This is a genomic window from Candidatus Dormiibacterota bacterium, assembly GCA_035532835.1.
GTDB lineage: Bacteria > Vulcanimicrobiota > Vulcanimicrobiia > Vulcanimicrobiales > Vulcanimicrobiaceae > DAHUXY01.
Genome location: DATKQG010000053.1, coordinates 31,740 through 49,050 on the forward strand (window position 1 = coordinate 31,740; position 17,311 = coordinate 49,050).

Genomic DNA, 17,311 nt, shown 5'->3' on the forward strand with positions numbered 1-17,311 from the left:
CAAACGTCCTTATGCGGAGGGAAGGCCCTCGTATCGGGTGGTGGGCAAGGGGCGCCGAAATTGCGGCGCCCCTCTAATTTTATCGTGCCACACAGTTGGCATCCGGCCGTCCTACGCTGGTTTCATGAATGGATATGTCATCGGGGCGGGAGCGCTGCTCCGCACCGAACCCAGGTCCGGCATCGCGGCGGCCGCGCTCCACGCGCAAACCGATCCGGGCATTGCCGCGGGCGTCAAGGCCGCCATCGTCGATTTCGAAGCGTCTTCGAGTGAGGAGCTCTCGCAGGTGCTCATCGTGGCCGCGGGATGGAGCGCCCGCCGGTTCGAATCCGAGGTGACGCTCCCGCTGCTGAACTATGGCGAGTGCTCGCTCCTCGACGTCCTGGCCCTCCTGGCCAAAGCCACGGGATCCAGCGACGTCCACATCTTCGCCCGATGGCTGCCCGACGAGGAGCTGGTGGCCGCGCTCGCTCGCTGCGGAGTCGAAGTCGTGGCGCATCCGCTGGAGGCGATTGCCCAGGCGGCGCTGATTTCCGGCGCCTCTTACACCCGGTGGCCGCAAGTAGTTCGGGCCGCTTAGGCCGGAATTCAGGCATCTCCAAGGGGCAAAGGGCACGATCAGCCGTACATGATCACTATGACGAACGCCCGAATCGCGGTTATCGATGACGACCGCATGGTCCGCGAAATGCTCGAGCTAGGCCTCTCACGCGAAGGTTACGAAGTGCGAACCGCCGCCGACGGACAGGCGGCGCTTGAGCTGGTCCGACGATTTGACCCGGAATTGATCGTTCTGGACATCATGATGCCCAAGATCGACGGCCTCACGCTTATTCCGATGCTGCGCGAACTGACGCAAGCGCCGATTCTCATGCTCACGGCAAAGGGCGGAACCGAGGACAAGGTCGTTAGTTTGAGTTCGGGCGCCGACGATTACCTCGTCAAGCCGTTCGTCTTCGAAGAACTGATCGCACGATTGCAAGCGAAGCTGCGCCGGCCGCAATTGATTGAGGAGAGCATTCTTCGCTGGCGAGACATCTCGATTAACTGCGACACGCGCGAAGCGTGGCGCGGCCGCGACGCATTGGATTTTACGCAGCGCGAATTCGATCTGTTAACGGTGTTCATGCGCGAACCGCGACGCGTCTTTAGCAAGGATCATTTGCTGGAATTAGTTTGGGGACACGATTTCGAGGGCGGTCCGAACATCGTCGAAACGTACATCTCGTATCTTCGCGCCAAGATCGATCGGCCTGGAGAACCCGGCTCGTTTATTCGGACGGTCCGCGGGGTCGGATACGGCTTGTCGCAATCCGCATGAAGTCGTCGCTGGCGGCGCGCCTCTCGGCGCTCTATGCGACGTTGCTTGGGATCACGGTGGTGATCGTGATCGTCGCATCCTCGATTGCGTTGGTCGTCGAGCTCACCGGATTCACGGGCGACGTCGTCATCGCTAAACACGAGGAAGCGCGACTGATCACCGAGCAGTATCACGAGCAAGGGATGACGCTGGCGCAAGCCGCTCCCGAAATCGTGCACGCGCTCAGCGGGATCGGCTTGCGCGTGACGGTGTACGACGACCAGGGGCACTACCTCGCCGGCGATCAGACGCTGCGCCCGAAGATTCTCGATCGCGTGATATCCGGGCAATTACAGTTCGGCATTCCGCCTCCGGATCCGGAGAATGTCGGGCAGCCGTTGGAACTCGCGCGTCCGGGCATGCCGTCGCGTCCCGAGCCGTTCGCACTTACCGCGGTCGACGGTGGTTACGTTGCGTTTTCGCCTTCGCTGCTCTTACTGCTCGTCTCGCTCGTGCCATATTGGCGCGTGGTTCTCACGATCGCGATCGTGGCTATCCTCCTCTCCTGGTTCGTGGGGCGCGTCTTCGCGGCTCAGGCATTGCGGCCGATCAACGACGTCACCGATTCGCTGCAGGCCCTAGCCGATGGAGACTTTACGCAGCGGCGTTTCGTGAGCGTCGGTGGCGATGAAATCGGAACGTTGACCGCCGCATACAACGATGCTGCCGCCAGCGTTGCGAGCGCAATGGACGACCGCCGGCAGACCGAGGCGCGCATGCGACAGTTCGTCGCCGACGCCGGCCACGAGTTACGAACGCCCCTCACCGTGATCGGTGGCTACATCGACGTCTTGCGCCGCGGTGCGATCGAAGAACCCACCATCGCGCGCCAAATTCTCGGCACGATGGGCCTCGAAAAAGAACACATGCGCGGCTTGATCGACCGGTTGATGCGCCTGGCCCGCCTCGATTCGGAGACACCGCCGGGTAAGGAAACGATCGATATCGCGGAGCTGCTGCGCAGCCAATGCGAAGCCGCTCGACGTCTGGACGAAGCGCGACAGGTCGACTACAGCGTGGAAGGCGTTAGCACGCTGGAGGGCGACCGCGGAGAAATCGGGGAGGCGCTCTGGAACGTCGTTGAAAACGCGCTCAAATACGCTCCGGAAGCGCCGGTGCACCTGCGCGCCGTCGGCGCAGACGGTCACGTCGAGTTAACGATTCGGGATGAAGGCCCGGGCATGGCGGAGTCCGAGCGACTACACGCCTTCGAACGCTTTTATCGCGGCGATCAACGCGGCGAAATCGCCGGTAGCGGGCTGGGCTTGGCCATCGCGAAGCGGGCCGTAGAGCGGGCCGGCGGAAGCATCAGCCTCGACAGCGCGCCGGGACAGGGCACGACGGTGAAGATCCTTCTGTGAGGACGCGAGCCGCTCGGTAATTCCTCATGCTGGGCTCAGGCCGGCACGGCACAATCGGTGCGACGATGATCGACCGCATGACTGCCGCCGTTCTTGCACTCATACTGCTCGCGTGCTCCCTCTGCGCTCCGGCCTCTGCCCAGAGCGACTCGGGCCAGATTCGCATCGTCGTGGACGACGGCGCAACGAAGCAGCCCCTCGAGCTGGCTCGCGTGTTGCTCGACGGCCCGGTCATTACCAGCGAAGTCACCGGCAAGAACGGCCAAGTCCGGTTCACGGAGGTGCCGGACGGCATCTACCGCGCGCGCATCTTCAAAAGCGGATATCAACCGGTCACCTCCGAGAACTTCGAGGTGGTCAACGGCCGCTCGGTGATGGTCACGGTACTGCTGGCCGGGCAGACGCAGCTACACGTGATCGGGACGGTGACCGCTCGCTCGAGCGCTTCGGTCTCAACCGATGCAATCACCGGCGATTCCGCGCAGCGCAAGCTCTCGAGCGATCTCGCCGACGCGCTCAATAAACTCTCCGGCGTGAGCGTGAGTACGTCGAGCGACGACAGCGATGCGACGCAGACGATATCGCTGGAGGGGCAAGACCCCAGCCAAACGCAACTCACGCTCGACGGCATCCCGCTCAACGCCCCCGGAAGCGCGGGCAATCTGGGCGCCTTCGCAACCGACCTCTTCGGCGCGGCGTCGGTGCGGAGCGGCCCGCAACTCGGCGGCCTTGCGGGCGGCGTGAATTTTTCGACGTTGCAGCCGACGCTGAGCTGGCTCTCGCAAGGCTCGCTTTCGACCGGCAGTAATGGACGGTACAACTATTCCGTTGCGGAGAGCGGCTCGCTCGGAAATTTGGGGATCGCGCTGCAGAGCGTGAGCCGGCTGAATACCGGTCTGGTGGACGGCCAGCTCTATCAGGATGCCAGCGGTTTGGACTACGTTCATAACGGCGATAGCACCATCGCGGGCAACCTGGTCCGGCTACGCTATCAGGCGGGTGAGGCGCAAACCATTACGGGGACGTTCTTGAATTCGACCCGTGCGACCGATCTAGTCTGCTTGCGCGTCTCCGGGTCGCTGCCGTGCGGATACGGGCCCGGTAATACCGCCGGCGCGAGCACCCAGCTCTACTCGGTGAACGACGATGCGCTGATCGGCGCGACGAGCGTCTCGGCCTCGCTCTTTTCGAACGACTTCAAGACCGATCGCGATCTGCTTGCGCGATACGTCAACGGCGTTGCGTCGCCGACGGGATTCTCCATCGACGCGAGATCGACGGGGTACGCGCTCAACGCTACGCTTCCGGCAAAGGCGCGTCACACGATCTCGATCCAAGCTTACGGCACGTCGAGCACGAATCAAACCACGCCGCTCGTTCCACAGGCCGCGGCGTACTACAACGGCTCGCAACGCAGCAATTTCTCCGCCGTGCAAATGAGCGATAGCATACACTCAAGCGATAAGCTCTCGCTTTCGGATTCGGTCGGCTTCAATTCCGCCGGCGGGTCGTCGGGAGTGCTCTCGAGCCTCGGGGCCGTTTGGCGCCCGAGCGGCAAGGACACGCTAGCGGCGTCCTATGCGGTCGGAGGCGTGGCGGCCTCGGGCGGGCGCGCCACCATTCTGAGCGACCCAGCCTCGTTGCGCTTCGATTGCAATGGAAACGTGGCATACGGAAACGCTCCCGGCGATCAGCCCGGCGCAAGCTCGTCGGTATCGACGCGCCTTTCGTATACGCGGGCTTTGCATGCGGGCTCGCTGTCGTTCTCGCTCTATCGTCAGATACAGCGCAATGTGGTGCTGCCGACCCAAGTGAACGGCTCCGCGCTGGAGGCGTTGGGGGTGATCTCTCCCGCGTATCTCGCCGCAGCGCAGCAACTCTACGACTCGCCGGCCGGCTGTAACGCAACCGTGCCGCTGGCGGCATCGCAGCTCTACTTCAGCACGCCGATCGGCGGCGTGGAACGCGTCTATGAAGGAGCGGCCATCAACGGTTACGTCACGTTGGGACATTTGGTCGCGCAACCGTTCTACAACGTAACGGTGGCCAAGGCGATATCGAACGACCCACGCATCGACAATCCGTACTCGATTACGATTTCCGGAGCGCAACTGCCGAACGTTCCAATGCAACGCGCCGGCCTCGTGCTCGACTACAAAGCGCCGGGATCGATCTTGGAGTGGCTCGCCGACGCGCAATACACGGGCAAAAATAACCCCAACAATCTGCCGGCCTACACCACGTTCGACGCGGGCGTCAGCGCGCAATTGCGGTACGGAACGCTAACGGTCGTGGCCAACAATATCGGCAACGTCTACAGCGGCATTTTTGCAAGCCCGCAGAATGCGGTTCCCTACGTGACGCTCGGCGGCGAAGCCATCGCGACGACCGCGCGGCCGCTGACGCCGCGTTCCTACACGTTCACCTATGCGGTCAAGTTTGGACCGGGCGCCCGCGGCTCGACGCAGACCGGAGCGGCCTTCCAACCGCGCGAGCGTGGAGGCTTCGGCGGGCCCGGTGGCTCGGGGCCCGGCGGCCCGGGACCCCGCGGCGGGTTCCGGCGGCTCTTTACGCCGCTTCCGAGCTCTCCGCCGAGCGATCCGTTTGCGGTGAGCACGGTGGCCTCTCCACTCTGTACCGCGGATGGCGCTAAAGCCGCGCAACATGCTTCGCAAGAATTGCGCGCCGTGGTTGCGAGTATCGAGGCCGCGAAGACGGCGCGGGGGTATCCGGCAACCTTTGCGGTTCCGGCGTTCGCCGACTTGACGCTGACGTATCACGGGCTCGGGACGACCTACGCGTTGACGATCACGCCGAAGATTGCGCCGGGGTCCGCCGGGCGTGGCCCCGGTGGAATGCGAGCCTTTGCGGGCTGTATGGCGCTCCATCTCGCGCGCGCGCAGGACGTGCAGTCGCATGGTTTGTACGCGCCCGCAAATGCGATCCCGTTCTTCGTACCGCAGCTACAGTTTATGCCGGCGGTCGGCATGTACATCGCGGTGCATCCGCCGCAGCCCGGCCAAGAGACCTTCCGCGTCTATCAGCTTCCGAACAAGCCGCCAACCGATCCGTTCGCGCTCCTGACGGCCTCCGCTACGTGTAACGGGGACGCGCGCAACACGGCGACGCAAGCGCTCTTGGAACTGCAGCGGTATTTCGCCCACGGGACGGCCGCGCCGAGTTGGACGATTGCGGCCCATTCGGACCGCGGCGGAACCTGGTACGATCTCGCCCCCGGCGATCCGAGCATCGTTGGGTCGTTGTTAGTGTGCGGCCGTGTTGCAACGGGCACCGCCGATCAGTTGCGAGGGCGCGGTTTTGGTGGAGAGACCCTGCCGGAACTCAACTACGCGGCTTCTTTGGGACTCTATCTCGTGCGGCCCGCGCGGCCCCCGCGGCCGGCGGGAGCACCGAGCCCAGCCCCTCCCTAGCCCGTTCGACCATCTCGCGCATGCGCGGGTGTTCGCCGGGAATCGTCTGCACCCAAGACTCGAACGGCGGTACGGCGTTACCGGTGCGAAAGAGGACGTACCACACGCTCATGTCGCCGACGAATGAAAAGCGCCGCTTCATGTCGGCCGCAAGCTCGATATAGCCGGCGAAGCTTGCGACATAGCGGTCGAACGATCCGTACTCGCGTTCGACGCTCAGCAGCGCGCGAGCGTTCGCAATCGTCGCGACCACCTTCCGGCGCATGCGCAGCACGCCCGGTGTCGCGAGAACGCGCTCGATCGCGTCGTCGTCGTATGCTGCAACCGTGACGACGTCGAAATCGGCGAACGCGGAACGATAGGCGTTCCAGTGCTTCGCGATCTGCGCCCAACTCACGCCGGCCTGAAAGACCGCTCGAGCGATCACGCCGAGATAATCGGCCATGCTCGGCGCCCGGATCACCGAGGGGATCGTGGGCGTATCGAACGATGGGTCGTCGCTAGGGGGCGTTACGCGCGGCATCGAGCGCCAGTGACGTCATCATCGCGACGCCGGTCTCCAACGCAGCTTCGTCGATGTCGAACAGGCTTGAGTGGTGCGGATGGCTGCTCGTTGCGCCGCCGGAGCATCCCAAGGTGTAGAACGTCGCCGGAACGCGCTGCGCGTAGAATGAAAAATCCTCGGCACCCATCAGCGCGCTTGCCTCGATCGTGCGATCCGCGCCGAACGTCCGTTCCGCTAACGCGCGCGCGTATTGCGTTTGCGCGGCATCGTTCGCGGTGACCGGGTAGCGCCAGAGATAGTCGAAATCGTAGGTTGCACCCGATGCATCGCAGCACGAGCGCAACACGCGCTCGATCCGTTGCGGCATCGCATTGCGAACGTCGTCGGAGAAGGCCCGAACCGTACCGAGCATGCGGCACGTACGTGGGATGACGTTGTGGATGGTGCCGCCGTGAATGGCGCCGATGCTCACGACCGCGGGCTCCAGCGGATCGATCTGCCTGGAAACCACTTGCTGCAACGACGTGATAAACGCCGCCGCCGTGTAAATCGGATCGACCGCGTCGTGCGGTGCCGACCCGTGGCCGCCCACGCCGATCACGTCGATCTCGATCGAATCGCTCGACGCATACATCGGCCCCTCGCGAAAGCCCAGGATGCCGGTCGGGTATTTGGAGGAGAGGTGCAGCCCGTAGGCGCGTTCGATGCCGAAACGCTCGAAGAGTTCGTCGGCGATCATCTCTCTGGCGCCGCCCAGGCCTTCCTCGGCCGGCTGGAAGACCAAGCAGAGTGTTCCCGCCAATTCATCCTTGCGATCGGCGATGAGTGCCGCCGCGCCCAATAGGATCGCGACGTGGCCGTCGTGCCCGCATGCATGCATGCAGCCCTCGAGACGCGAGCGAAAATTGTGCTCGGTCTCCTCGAGAATCGGCAACGCATCCATATCGGCCCTAAGCATGACCGTCTTGCCGGGTTTGCCCGAGCGCAGAACTCCCACCACTCCGGTCCGGCCGATGCCTTCGTGCACCTCGTACCCGAGGAGGCGCAGGCGATCGGCAACGATCCCCGCCGTGCGGTGTTCTTCGAAGCCGAGTTCGGGATGCATGTGAAGGTCGCGCCGGATCAAGATAACATCGTCGACGACGCGTTCTGGGACCACGATCGTGCTAGGCATACAGGGGCGCTTCTGCATTCGAGTGCCGTCGCCCCCGCATGGCAGGTACCCAACTCGAGGGGAGCGCAGAACCACGTACCGATCGGCTCGCTTGGGGGTGCCCGTGACTAAAAACGAATTGTTTACCGAGTATGGCTCCTATCACGCGGACCGGCGCAATCGCATCTGCCATGCCTTCGGAATCCCGCTGATCGTGCTTGGCCTCATGGGGCTGGGCGCGCTGGTTCGTTTTGGACCGGTCGATCTTGCGATCGTCGCCGGAATCGCCGTGGTCGCCTATTATGCCACCCTGGACGTGCCAGGATCGCTCCTCGCGCTTGGAATCTTCGCCTTACTGTACTTCGTCGGGCTCCATCTTACATGGCCGGCGAGCCTAGCTGCGTTTGTCATCGGGTGGGTCTTTCAACTCGTCGGGCATCGCTTCGAGGGCACCAAGCCCAAGTTTCTGGAGAACCTCGTGTACTTGCTCGTCGGCCCGCTCTATATTTTTGAAGAAGGAGCGCATGCGATGATGCGCCGCAAACCCGTTGCCCGATAAAACGCTCGAGTGCGTGGACTGCCGTCAGAGCTTCGCGTTCACTGCCGGAGAACAGCGCTTCTACGAGGCAAAGGGCTTTGCCAACGTGCCAACGCGTTGCGTGGCGTGTCGGAACCTGCACAAAGCAGCGCGCGCGAAGCACGTGCAGAGCGGCGCCCGAGGAGCGCCGAGCGCGCCACCGATGGTTGCGGCCGAATGCGCGAATTGCGGCGCTCCAACGCAGGTGCCGGCATCCGCTAAAGATCGACCCGCGTTCTGCAGCGATTGTTTCGTCGCGCGACCGACGTATCGGTAGGGCCGCCTCTCCCGCAACGTAACGCGAGCCTGGAAGGCCTATGGTGCTTTGGGGAACCGTTCGTCGAAGCGCATCCTGCGCTTCTCCTACTTCTACGTTTTTGTGCAACGGAAAAAGGAAGTCGGCATCCTGCCTTTTGCACAAAAATCGCAGATTCCCCAAAGCACCATAGGCCTTCCAAGCTCGCGTTACGTTGATGCCTCGACCGGTGGGCGCGTCACGAGCGAGACGCCGACTAGCAGTACGACGTTGAGCGCGAGCGCGAGAAAGCCCGGGTTCGCTCCGCCGATTTGCAAGTTGTTGAACGCGAGGTAGGCTGCGAGCGCGAGCCCCCCGGCGATGCCCGCCGTGACGCCCCACACGCTCGTGCGTTTCCACAAGAAGCCGAAGACGAAGGCCGGCATGAACTGGGTGACGCCGTTGTAGTAGACCAGCAGCAAGCTGACCAAGGATTTGTCCTCGGTGAGCCAGAGGCCGAGCGAGAGCAGTCCGACGAGGACGACGAGGATGCGCGTGGTCAGCAGGCGACTGCGATCGCTGGTGGCTATTCCGAGCGCGTCGCCGAGAACGTTTTTCGAGATCAAGCTTGCGGCACTCAGGAGTAACGCGCTAGCGGGGACGAGCGCGCAGAGCGCTCCCGCGCCGACGACGAAGCCGAGCACCCACGGCGGGTAGAAGTGTTGAACGACGAGCATAAACGATTGATCGGCGGCGGGCCCCTTGAGGCCCGGGACGATTAACAGCGCCGCGAATCCCGCAAAGAAGACGAGCAGCAGCACGAGTTGATAGAGCGGTAGAAAAACGGCGTTGCGTCGCAGCGTGTCGTCGTCGCGCGCGCTGTAGGTTGCCGCGATGGAGTGCGGGCCCATGAAGAACCCGATGCCGGTGAGCAGCACCGTCGAGACGTACCAGATCTCGCCGTGATCGGCCGCGCCGGCTGCCAAGAGTAGATGGTGCGGATGCGCGCGTAGGAGCTGGTCGAACATCGCCGCGGGCGAGCCGAAGAATTGGATCGGGATCGCGATGCCCACGAAGATGAGCGCTCCGATGACCAGCGCGTCTTTGACGATGCTGGCCCAGGCCGTGCCGCGCAGCCCGGTTGCGAACACGAAGAGCGTGATCACGATGAAGCTGATGACCGCGGCGGTGCGGCCATCGATCGTGCCGTAGCCGGCGATCTTCAAGAGTATCTGGAGCCCGGAGAGTTGCAGGGTGACGTAGGGCACGACCAAGACGAATTGCACGATCGCTACCGCGGTTCCGAGCGCTCGGCTACCGTAGCGAGCAACGAAGAAATCCGGGGAGGTCAATAAGTTGCGCTCTTTACCGATGCGCCAGATCGCCGGCAGGAGGAAGTACCCGATGATGTAGCCGCACGTGCCGTAGGCCAAGATGTAGTACGCGGGGGCTCCCAGCCCGTATGCCCAGCCGGCTGCGCCTAGAAAGGTGAAGCTGGTGTAGATCTCTCCCGCCAGAAGCACCCACAGGAAGAGCGCGCCGAAGCTGCGATTTCCGACGATGTACTCGTGGGGTGACATCTTGACGCGACGAATGCTGAAAAAGGCGAACGAGACCGTGGCGATCACGATCGCGGCGATGATGCCGAGCGAGAGCGATGCGTTCACCAGCGGCCCTCGGTACGTCCAACGCCCCAGAGGAATCCCGGCGTCGCGAAGACCCAGAAGAGAATCCAGAGCAGAATGAAAGGCATCCCGAAGAGGCGTGGTTCGATCCGATTGACCAGCGGGACGCAAATCGTCAGCGCTACGATCGGGAGCACCACCAAAAGGATGCGTAAGATCCGGACCCTACTCATCGGCCGCCTCTCTATTTTGTCGCGAAGCGCAAGAAACGTTGAACGGCAGTTCGTACTCCTCGCCTATGAACACCTTTGAGGCCTCGGGAATGGACCGAGCGATGGGGCTCGCATGACGGCCAAGAGTGCCGTGCTGCCCGCCGCGATCCAAGCCTACATGCTCGAGTCGACGCTGCGCGAGGGGAGCGAGCTCGCGGAGCTGCGCGAGCGCACGGCGGTCTTGCCGGGCGCGATCATGCAAATAGGTCCGGAGCAGGGGCAGTTTATGGCGCTGCTCGCGCGACTGATCGGTGCTCGGCGCTACTTGGAGATCGGCGTTTACACCGGATACAGTGCGCTTGCGGTTGCGCTCGCGTTGCCGTCCGACGGCGTCGTCGTCGCCTGCGACATCGACGCAGTGCACCCGGCGATCGGGCGACCCTACTGGGAACGCGCCGGGGTTGCCGGCCGTATCGACCTTCGCGTAGGCCCGGCAATGGAGACGCTCGATCGATTGATAGCGAGCGGCGCGGAACCGTTCGATATGGCCTTTATCGACGCCGATAAAGCGAATGTCGATGGATATTACGAGCGCGCGCTCCGATTGGTGCGGCCGAACGGCGTGGTCCTCGTGGATAACGTTCTGTGGGATGGCGCGGTGATCGATCCGAACATCCAAGACGCCGATACCGTGGCGTTGCGCGCGTTGAATGCCAAAGTGGGCCGCGACGAGCGCGTCGACGTAACGATGCTGGCACTCTGCGATGGATTGCTGGTAGCGCGCAAACGATGAACGAACGAACCTCCGAGCGGATCTCCTGATGCGCGTGACGTGCGTCGGCGGCGGCCCGGCCGGGCTCTACTTTGCGATGCTTGCCAAGAAGCGCTTCCCGCAATCGAGCGTCGACGTCTTCGAACGCAATCGCGCCGACGATACCTTCGGCTGGGGCGTGGTGTTTTCGGATGCGACGCTGGAAGGGCTGCGCGCGGCGGACGAGCCGACGCATGCGGCCATTACGCAAGCGTTCGCGCATTGGGACGATATCGAGATTCGTTTCAAAGGCGAGCGCATCGTCTCGGGCGGCCACGGGTTCTGCGGCATCGCTCGCAAGGAGCTGCTGCGGATCCTTCAGGAGCGCGCGCGCGAGGTGGGTGTCGGCCTGCATTTCGAACGCGACATCGAAGATATCGAGCCGTTTATGGCCAGCGACGTGCTGGTGGCGTGCGACGGCGTCAACAGCCGCATACGTTCGCGTTTCGCGGATGCGTTCGTTCCGAATCTCGAGCAGCGGGAGTGCCGTTTCGTATGGCTCGGCACGACCCTGCCCTTGGATGCTTTTACGTTTCTGTTCGAGCGCACCGAACACGGGTGGTTCGCCGTGCACGCCTACCGTTTCGACGAGCGTACGAGTACGTTCATCGTCGAATGCCGCGAAGAGACGTGGCAAGCTCACGGTCTCGACCGCGCGGGGACGGACGAAACCGTGGCGTTTTGCGAGCGCCTCTTTGCGCCATACCTCCTGGGACACAAACTCATGGCGAACACGCGTCATCTCCAGGGGCGCGATTGGGTGAAGTTCGTGCGCGTGAGCAACGAGCGCTGGTATCACCGAAACGTGGTGCTGATGGGCGACGCGGCGCACACGGCACATTTTTCGGTCGGGTCGGGCACGAAGCTGGCGCTGGAGGACGCCATCGGGCTCGCGGATGCGCTGGTTCAAAACGACACGATTCCGGGCGCGTTCGCCGCGTACGAGGCGGTGCGCCGCGTGGAGGTTCTAAAGCTCCAGAATGCGGCCCGCAACTCGACCGAATGGTTCGAGCACGTCGAACGCTATGCAACCCTCCCGGCGGAGCAGTTCGCCTACTCCCTGCTCACCCGCAGCCAGCGCATCGGTCACGAAAATCTGCGGCTGCGCGATAGACCCTATGTCGAACGCGTGGAGAGCCGGTTCGCGGGAAGCAACGGCATTCCGCCGATCTTCAGCCCCATGCGTCTGCGCGATCTATCGTTGCGCAACCGCGTTGTCGTATCGCCCATGGATATGTACAGCGCGGTCGACGGCGTACCGAACGACTTCCACCTCGTGCACTTGGGGGCTCGAGCGCTCGGCGGCGCCGGGCTCGTCGTTACCGAAATGACCTGCGTGAGCGCCGCCGGCCGCATCACGCCGGGCTGCACCGGCATGTATGCGCCCGAGCACGTTACGGCTTGGAAACGCATCGTCGCATTCGTACACGAGCACACGGGTGCCAAGATCTGCTTGCAACTCGGGCATTCCGGCCCCAAAGGTTCCACCCAGCTCATGTGGGAGGGGATGGACGAGCCGCTCGCCTCGGGCAACTGGCCGGTGGTCGGTCCCTCCGAGATCCCCTACGGGCCGCGCAACGCGGTGCCGCGCGCGCTCGGGCGCGAGGAGATGGACGAAATCCGCGACGCCTTCGTGCGGGCGACGCGCATGGCGATCGATTCCGGGTTCGACATGCTCGAACTCCACTGCGCGCACGGTTATCTGCTCTCGAGTTTCATCACGCCGCTGCTGAATCGGCGCACCGACGACTACGGCGGGTCGCCGGCGAATCGTTTGCGCTACCCGCTCGAAGTGTTCGCGGCGATGCGAGCGGTTTGGCCGGCGGAACGCCCGATGTCGGTGCGGATCTCGGCGACCGATTGGGTGGAGGGCGGCATCGCCGCGGAGGACGCCATTGAGATCGCGCGCGCGTTTAAAGCCGCGGGTGCGGATCTAATCGACGTTTCCACCGGCCAGACGTCGACGCTGGCGCGGCCCGTTTACGGCCGGATGTTCCAGACGCCGTACGCCGATGCGGTCCGCAACGAGGCCGGCATAGCGACGATCGCTGTCGGAAATATCACCACCGCCGACCAAGCCAATGCGATTCTCGCCGCCGGACGCGCCGATTTGGTGGCGCTAGGCCGTCCGCACCTGGCCGACCCGGCATGGACGCTCCACGCCGCTGCGGAGTTAGGGTTTACGCAAGCGCCGTGGCCGGTTCAATATCTTCCCGGAAAACAACAACTCGAGCGCGCGATCGCTCGCGAACAGGAGCAGTCATCGCATGGTATCTGATCTTTCGATCCAGGGAAAACATGCCGTCGTTACCGGCGGAGCGCGCGGCATCGGTGCCGGAATAGCCGCGGCGCTGGCGGCGCGCGGAGCCAACGTGAGCATCGTGAGCCGCTCTCCGGGAACCGGTCCGTTCTTCAGCGCCGTCGCCGATGTGACGGACGAAACGCAGATCGCTCAGGCATTCGATGCGGCACGCGCGAAGCACGGACCGATCGCGATTTTGGTCAACAACTCCGGCATCTCCGAATCGGCGCCGTTGTCGCGAACGAGCACGCAGCTTTGGGATCGCATCATCGCGACGAATCTTACCGGAACGTTTCTCTGCACGCGCGCCGCGATCGACGACATGACCGCGTCGCGCTGGGGACGCGTGCTCAACGTCTCGTCGATTGCCGGATTGGGCGGCGCCGCGTATATTTCGGCCTATTGCGCGAGCAAACACGGTGTCATCGGTTTGACGAGGGCGATCGCGGCGGAGTTCGCCGGTACCGACATCACCGCCAACGCGATCTGTCCGGGCTACACCGACACGGCGATGATGCAGCAGGCGATGGAAACCATCGCGAAATTCACCGGCGCGACCGAAGACGCCGCGCGTTCGACGCTTGCTTCGATGAACCCGGGCGGGCGCATCGCGACGGTTGACGAGGTCGCGGAAGCCGCGCTCGGACTCATACTCTCGCGGCGCACCGGCGTGAGCGCGATCGTTCCGGGCGGCGCGGAGGCGTAGCATCAGGCGCCGTACCAGCGCAGATGCGGCCAGATTGCCGGAAGCGGCGCGATCGGATCGGTGCAGAGATAGATTGGGTCCGGCCCTTCGACGACCCATTTCAGCGGTTCGTCGGAGGTTGCGACCAGACGGACGGAGCGATAATAGCGCCGCAAACGGTCGATGCGCGTCGCGCCGACCGCGATCAGGGAGCGTCCGTCGTAACCGCGCGTCCCCCAGAGGTAGTAACTGTTTTGGCTGCCGATCGCGCGCGGAAGCCCATAGCTCGCCCCGAACATATCGATGGCGCCGGCATCGGCATAGGTATCGGCATAGACCGCCGTACGGACGCGTTGGGCGGGCGGCAAGCCGTTGTATATGCGCGCCACGTCGCGCGCGAGACGGCGCCAACCGAACTCTTCCGCGTATACCGGCTGCACGAGTTTTGGCGGCGATCCGGTGAGGCCGAGTAGCTGCGAATACCGAAGAAACGCCGGCAGCGAGAGCACCGGAATCGAGAGCGGCATCGACGCAATCCCCACGGCGGCGATGCCGGCCAAGAGGGCCACGCGAATCCATACCGCCGCCGCGTCGAGCGCGACCGCGCCGACGGCGATCAACGGCCCATACATGCCGATGATGTAGTAGCCTTTAGCTCCGAGCGCGGCCGCCGCCAGATAGAGCGCGATAGAGGCGACGCTCACGAATCGCAGGTCTCGCAAACGTGTCGTGACGAACGGCGCGATGAGGCCGGCGATCCAAAGCGCGGCGATGAGCGGATTCGTATAGACGAACTGTTCGATGGTGAAGGCGACGGCGTTGCGCCACAGATTGCCGTATTCGAGTGCGACGCCGGAATTGAGGGCGTGACGATGGGCTGCGTCGCCGAAGAGGACCTCGATCATCGGGAAACCGTGCGAGGCTTGCCACCACAGATTGGGCGCGATCAGCAGTAGCGCGACGACGACGGCGATGCCGAGCCACGCGGTTCTCAATACGCGGCGCTCGCGCGTCGTCACGAGTCCGACGAAGAGCGCTGCCACGAGCAGCGCCATCGAATACTTTCCGTAGAGTCCGAAGGCCACGCTGGCCGCTAGGGCGAGCCACCACAGAGCCGTGCCGCCGCGTACGATGCGTATCGTGCACCATACGACCAGCATCCAAGAGAGCGCCTCGAACGACGTCGTCGTAAGGGTATTTCCCAACAACAGATACGCCGGTAGCAACGCGACGGCGATACCGGCGCACCAGCGCCCGTAACGCCCGGCGCCAAGTTCCCCGGCGATCCGTACCGCGAGCCCCGCGGCGGTGGCCGCAGCAAGCATCGGCAGCGCGCGCAGCGCGAGAAGATCGTGATGGAACGGCGTCGCCAACCATGCAGCGAGCGCGACGAGCGGAGGCTGATCGACGTAGCCCCACGCGAGGTGACGACCGCACGCGATAAAATAGAGCTCGTCGCGAAAGTATCCGTACCGGTGCGCCGTCGCCGCGTGGAGCGCGAGCGTTATCAGCCAAACGATCGGCGCGATCATGATGCGGAGCGGCGCGCGGTACCCACCAGGCTCAACGCGAATCCGACGACCCCGGTCCAAATCCAGGCCCCCAGGCTGACGTTCCAATCCCACCACAAGCGGTCGGTAGCGAGGGTCGCCAGCAGATAGGCGCCGCTGTACGCGAGCGGTACGAGAACCGCAAACCAGCGGTAGTACCGTGCGCGCTCGGGTTGCGGATCGAACCGCGCCACCAGAATGTCGGCGACGATGCCGGCCACCAGCGATTGCACGATCGTTACCAGGAGCAAGGGCGTGTCATTCGTGAAAGCGGCAGCCGCCGGGGCGTTCCCCAAAACGTATAGCAGCGTGAAGAATCCCGGCCGCACGCGAAGGCGCGAGACGCACCACAGCGCAAATCCGGCCACGATCGCCGATTGAAAGATCAGCGTGAGCACGCTCAGCGAGCTCTTGTAGTACCCGATCGCAACCGCCGTGAGGTAATCCGGCGTGAAGACGGCAATCGAGGGCGGCGCGTTCGTTCGCCCTGCGCCCGGGTCGAAAGCATAGGCGGTCCCGAAGTGGACGAGCAGCAACCACGCGATCAGTCCCAGCAGCAACGGCGCCTGCGAGACGAAGCCGGCGGCGCGGCTGCGGTCTGCCAAAACCGAACGGATCGGCCCCATGGAAACGAAGAAGATGCCGAGCCCGAGTGCTTGGTGCGTCGGGCTGAGCAACGCGTCGACGCCCTCCTCGATGCCCAGGAGCAAGTGCCAACAAAGATCGCCGACGCCGGCCACCAAAAAAATCGGGATGCCGAGGATCGCGAGATGGTAGCCCGGCGGCAGGCATGCTCGCCAGCCCATGCCTCGGGCACGCCGGCGAAGCACGAACGTTGCGATCACGGCCCCCATGGCGAGCATCCCGGTGTAGAAGACCGCGTGGTACGGGGTGAAAAAGCTCTCGATGGGAACGTGGCCGTGCGCCCATGCATCCAGAAAGAATCCCGACGCGATCCACACCGAGCAGATGCCGACGGCGTAATCGAACGCAAGATTGCGCGGCGTGCTTTGGTTCACGCGTACACCTACGAGTTGCAGGAATCGGGGGCCTTTAATGCCGACCCTAGCGACAATGACCCTTCGCCGGCTCGTCGCATCGCTCGCGTGCTCTATCGTCGTTTCCGGATGCGCCACGCATCCGGTGCGTATTCCGGCCAACGTGAGCGTCGGAACCTCGTCGCGCGAATCGCCGGCGGCGCCGATCGGTCGCGCAAACGATCCGCCGCGCATCGTCGCGATGCGGTTCTCGTCGCTCGACGTTGCGCGGGGCGGCGTCTGGAGCGGGCACTTTGTGACCGGCACCAACGTCGCGAGCCTCGAGGTGCGTTCGAACCTGTTCTCCATCGACGTGCCGCGAACGTCGTTTGGACACTTCGCCTTTCGGCTCAACGTCTTCGATACGCCGCCCATCTTCATTCGTTCGTATCGCTTGCGAGTAATCGCTCGTAACGCTTCCGGTACGCAAAACGAGGAAGATCTCCCATTTCGCATTCGCTAGAAAT

Annotated in this window: 16 protein-coding genes; 10 read left to right on the forward strand and 6 right to left on the reverse strand. The window is 63.8% G+C overall.

The features are described 5' to 3' along the window. Nucleotides 1-124: 124 nt before the first annotated feature. From VMW12_06955 to VMW12_06970, 4 genes are read left to right on the forward strand one after another with little or no spacing between them, the layout of a single operon-like run. Entirely contained in the window at nucleotides 125-580 is a 456-nt protein-coding gene (locus VMW12_06955) for a hypothetical protein (GenBank protein HUZ49463.1), read from the forward strand. A gap of 48 nt (nucleotides 581-628) precedes the next feature. Beyond that, nucleotides 629-1,321 (forward strand): response regulator transcription factor, encoded by a 693-nt coding sequence (locus VMW12_06960; protein HUZ49464.1) that lies wholly within the window; start codon nucleotides 629-631, stop codon nucleotides 1,319-1,321. Continuing rightward, the gene (locus tag VMW12_06965; GenBank protein ID HUZ49465.1) at nucleotides 1,318-2,721 is read left to right on the forward strand and encodes a HAMP domain-containing sensor histidine kinase; all 1,404 of its coding nucleotides are present in this window, start codon (nucleotides 1,318-1,320) and stop codon (nucleotides 2,719-2,721) included. The genes VMW12_06960 and VMW12_06965 overlap by 4 nt, the downstream gene beginning before the upstream one ends. 26 nt (nucleotides 2,722-2,747) lie before the next feature. Then, nucleotides 2,748-6,152: a TonB-dependent receptor gene (locus VMW12_06970; protein HUZ49466.1), complete on the forward strand. Its 3,405-nt coding sequence runs from the start codon at nucleotides 2,748-2,750 to the stop codon at nucleotides 6,150-6,152. Here VMW12_06970 and VMW12_06975 read toward each other — a convergent pair. Both VMW12_06975 and VMW12_06980 read right to left on the reverse strand, forming a co-directional pair. Further along, nucleotides 6,064-6,675, reverse strand: a complete 612-nt coding sequence (locus VMW12_06975) for a DNA-3-methyladenine glycosylase I (protein ID HUZ49467.1) — start codon at nucleotides 6,673-6,675, stop codon at nucleotides 6,064-6,066. The two genes, VMW12_06970 and VMW12_06975, sit on opposite strands and share 89 nt — an antisense overlap. Then, entirely contained in the window at nucleotides 6,653-7,831 is a 1,179-nt protein-coding gene (locus tag VMW12_06980) for a M20 family metallopeptidase (GenBank protein ID HUZ49468.1), read from the reverse strand. Before VMW12_06980 ends, VMW12_06975 begins: the two co-directional genes overlap by 23 nt. Nucleotides 7,832-7,934: 103 nt before the next feature. Between VMW12_06980 and VMW12_06985 the strand changes: the two genes are divergently transcribed. Continuing rightward, the gene (locus tag VMW12_06985) at nucleotides 7,935-8,369 is read left to right on the forward strand and encodes an Mpo1-like protein (protein ID HUZ49469.1); all 435 of its coding nucleotides are present in this window, start codon (nucleotides 7,935-7,937) and stop codon (nucleotides 8,367-8,369) included. Between the two features lie 13 nt (nucleotides 8,370-8,382). Then, entirely contained in the window at nucleotides 8,383-8,664 is a 282-nt protein-coding gene (locus VMW12_06990) for a zinc-ribbon domain containing protein (GenBank protein ID HUZ49470.1), read from the forward strand. A 188-nt stretch (nucleotides 8,665-8,852) separates the two neighbouring features. Here the strand turns inward: VMW12_06990 and VMW12_06995 are convergent, their stop codons facing one another. Continuing rightward, a complete protein-coding gene (locus tag VMW12_06995; GenBank protein HUZ49471.1) occupies nucleotides 8,853-10,289 on the reverse strand; it encodes a sodium:solute symporter family protein in 1,437 nt (478 codons plus the stop codon). Continuing rightward, entirely contained in the window at nucleotides 10,286-10,480 is a 195-nt protein-coding gene (locus VMW12_07000; protein ID HUZ49472.1) for a DUF3311 domain-containing protein, read from the reverse strand. The genes VMW12_06995 and VMW12_07000 overlap by 4 nt, the downstream gene beginning before the upstream one ends. A gap of 112 nt (nucleotides 10,481-10,592) precedes the next feature. Here VMW12_07000 and VMW12_07005 point away from each other — a divergent pair, with 112 nt between their 5' ends. From VMW12_07005 to VMW12_07015, 3 genes are read left to right on the forward strand one after another with little or no spacing between them, the layout of a single operon-like run. Further along, nucleotides 10,593-11,252, forward strand: coding sequence for a class I SAM-dependent methyltransferase (locus tag VMW12_07005; GenBank protein ID HUZ49473.1), 660 nt, complete (start codon nucleotides 10,593-10,595; stop codon nucleotides 11,250-11,252). A 28-nt stretch (nucleotides 11,253-11,280) separates the two neighbouring features. Beyond that, the gene (locus tag VMW12_07010; protein ID HUZ49474.1) at nucleotides 11,281-13,548 is read left to right on the forward strand and encodes a bifunctional salicylyl-CoA 5-hydroxylase/oxidoreductase; all 2,268 of its coding nucleotides are present in this window, start codon (nucleotides 11,281-11,283) and stop codon (nucleotides 13,546-13,548) included. Continuing rightward, nucleotides 13,538-14,278 carry an SDR family oxidoreductase gene (locus tag VMW12_07015; GenBank protein ID HUZ49475.1) on the forward strand — a complete coding sequence of 247 codons (741 nt, stop codon included), beginning with the start codon at nucleotides 13,538-13,540 and terminating at the stop codon, nucleotides 14,276-14,278. Before VMW12_07010 ends, VMW12_07015 begins: the two co-directional genes overlap by 11 nt. A 2-nt stretch (nucleotides 14,279-14,280) precedes the next feature. Here VMW12_07015 and VMW12_07020 read toward each other — a convergent pair whose 3' ends face one another. Together VMW12_07020 and VMW12_07025 are read right to left on the reverse strand one after the other, a co-directional pair. After that, nucleotides 14,281-15,789, reverse strand: a complete 1,509-nt coding sequence (locus VMW12_07020; protein ID HUZ49476.1) for a glycosyltransferase family 39 protein — start codon at nucleotides 15,787-15,789, stop codon at nucleotides 14,281-14,283. After that, nucleotides 15,786-16,826 carry a hypothetical protein gene (locus tag VMW12_07025; GenBank protein HUZ49477.1) on the reverse strand — a complete coding sequence of 347 codons (1,041 nt, stop codon included), beginning with the start codon at nucleotides 16,824-16,826 and terminating at the stop codon, nucleotides 15,786-15,788. The genes VMW12_07020 and VMW12_07025 overlap by 4 nt, the downstream gene beginning before the upstream one ends. A gap of 55 nt (nucleotides 16,827-16,881) precedes the next feature. Between VMW12_07025 and VMW12_07030 the strand changes: the two genes are divergently transcribed. Next, nucleotides 16,882-17,307 carry a hypothetical protein gene (locus VMW12_07030; protein HUZ49478.1) on the forward strand — a complete coding sequence of 142 codons (426 nt, stop codon included), beginning with the start codon at nucleotides 16,882-16,884 and terminating at the stop codon, nucleotides 17,305-17,307. Nucleotides 17,308-17,311 lie beyond the last annotated feature (4 nt).

Bases quoted from the DNA above. Each gene is read 5' to 3' on its own strand.
- VMW12_06970 (HUZ49466.1), top strand. From the start codon at position 2,748: ATGCTGGGCTCAGGCCGGCACGGCACAATCGGTGCGACGATGATCGAC.
- VMW12_07020 (HUZ49476.1), bottom strand. From the start codon at position 15,789: ATGATCGCGCCGATCGTTTGGCTGATAACGCTCGCGCTCCACGCGGCG.
- VMW12_07030 (HUZ49478.1), top strand. From the start codon at position 16,882: ATGACCCTTCGCCGGCTCGTCGCATCGCTCGCGTGCTCTATCGTCGTT.
- VMW12_07005 (HUZ49473.1), top strand. From the start codon at position 10,593: ATGACGGCCAAGAGTGCCGTGCTGCCCGCCGCGATCCAAGCCTACATG.
- VMW12_07015 (HUZ49475.1), top strand. From the start codon at position 13,538: ATGGTATCTGATCTTTCGATCCAGGGAAAACATGCCGTCGTTACCGGC.
- VMW12_06975 (HUZ49467.1), bottom strand. From the start codon at position 6,675: ATGCCGCGCGTAACGCCCCCTAGCGACGACCCATCGTTCGATACGCCC.
- VMW12_07000 (HUZ49472.1), bottom strand. From the start codon at position 10,480: ATGAGTAGGGTCCGGATCTTACGCATCCTTTTGGTGGTGCTCCCGATC.
- VMW12_06955 (HUZ49463.1), top strand. From the start codon at position 125: ATGAATGGATATGTCATCGGGGCGGGAGCGCTGCTCCGCACCGAACCC.
- VMW12_06960 (HUZ49464.1), top strand. From the start codon at position 629: ATGATCACTATGACGAACGCCCGAATCGCGGTTATCGATGACGACCGC.
- VMW12_07010 (HUZ49474.1), top strand. From the start codon at position 11,281: ATGCGCGTGACGTGCGTCGGCGGCGGCCCGGCCGGGCTCTACTTTGCG.
- VMW12_06965 (HUZ49465.1), top strand. From the start codon at position 1,318: ATGAAGTCGTCGCTGGCGGCGCGCCTCTCGGCGCTCTATGCGACGTTG.
- VMW12_06980 (HUZ49468.1), bottom strand. From the start codon at position 7,831: ATGCCTAGCACGATCGTGGTCCCAGAACGCGTCGTCGACGATGTTATC.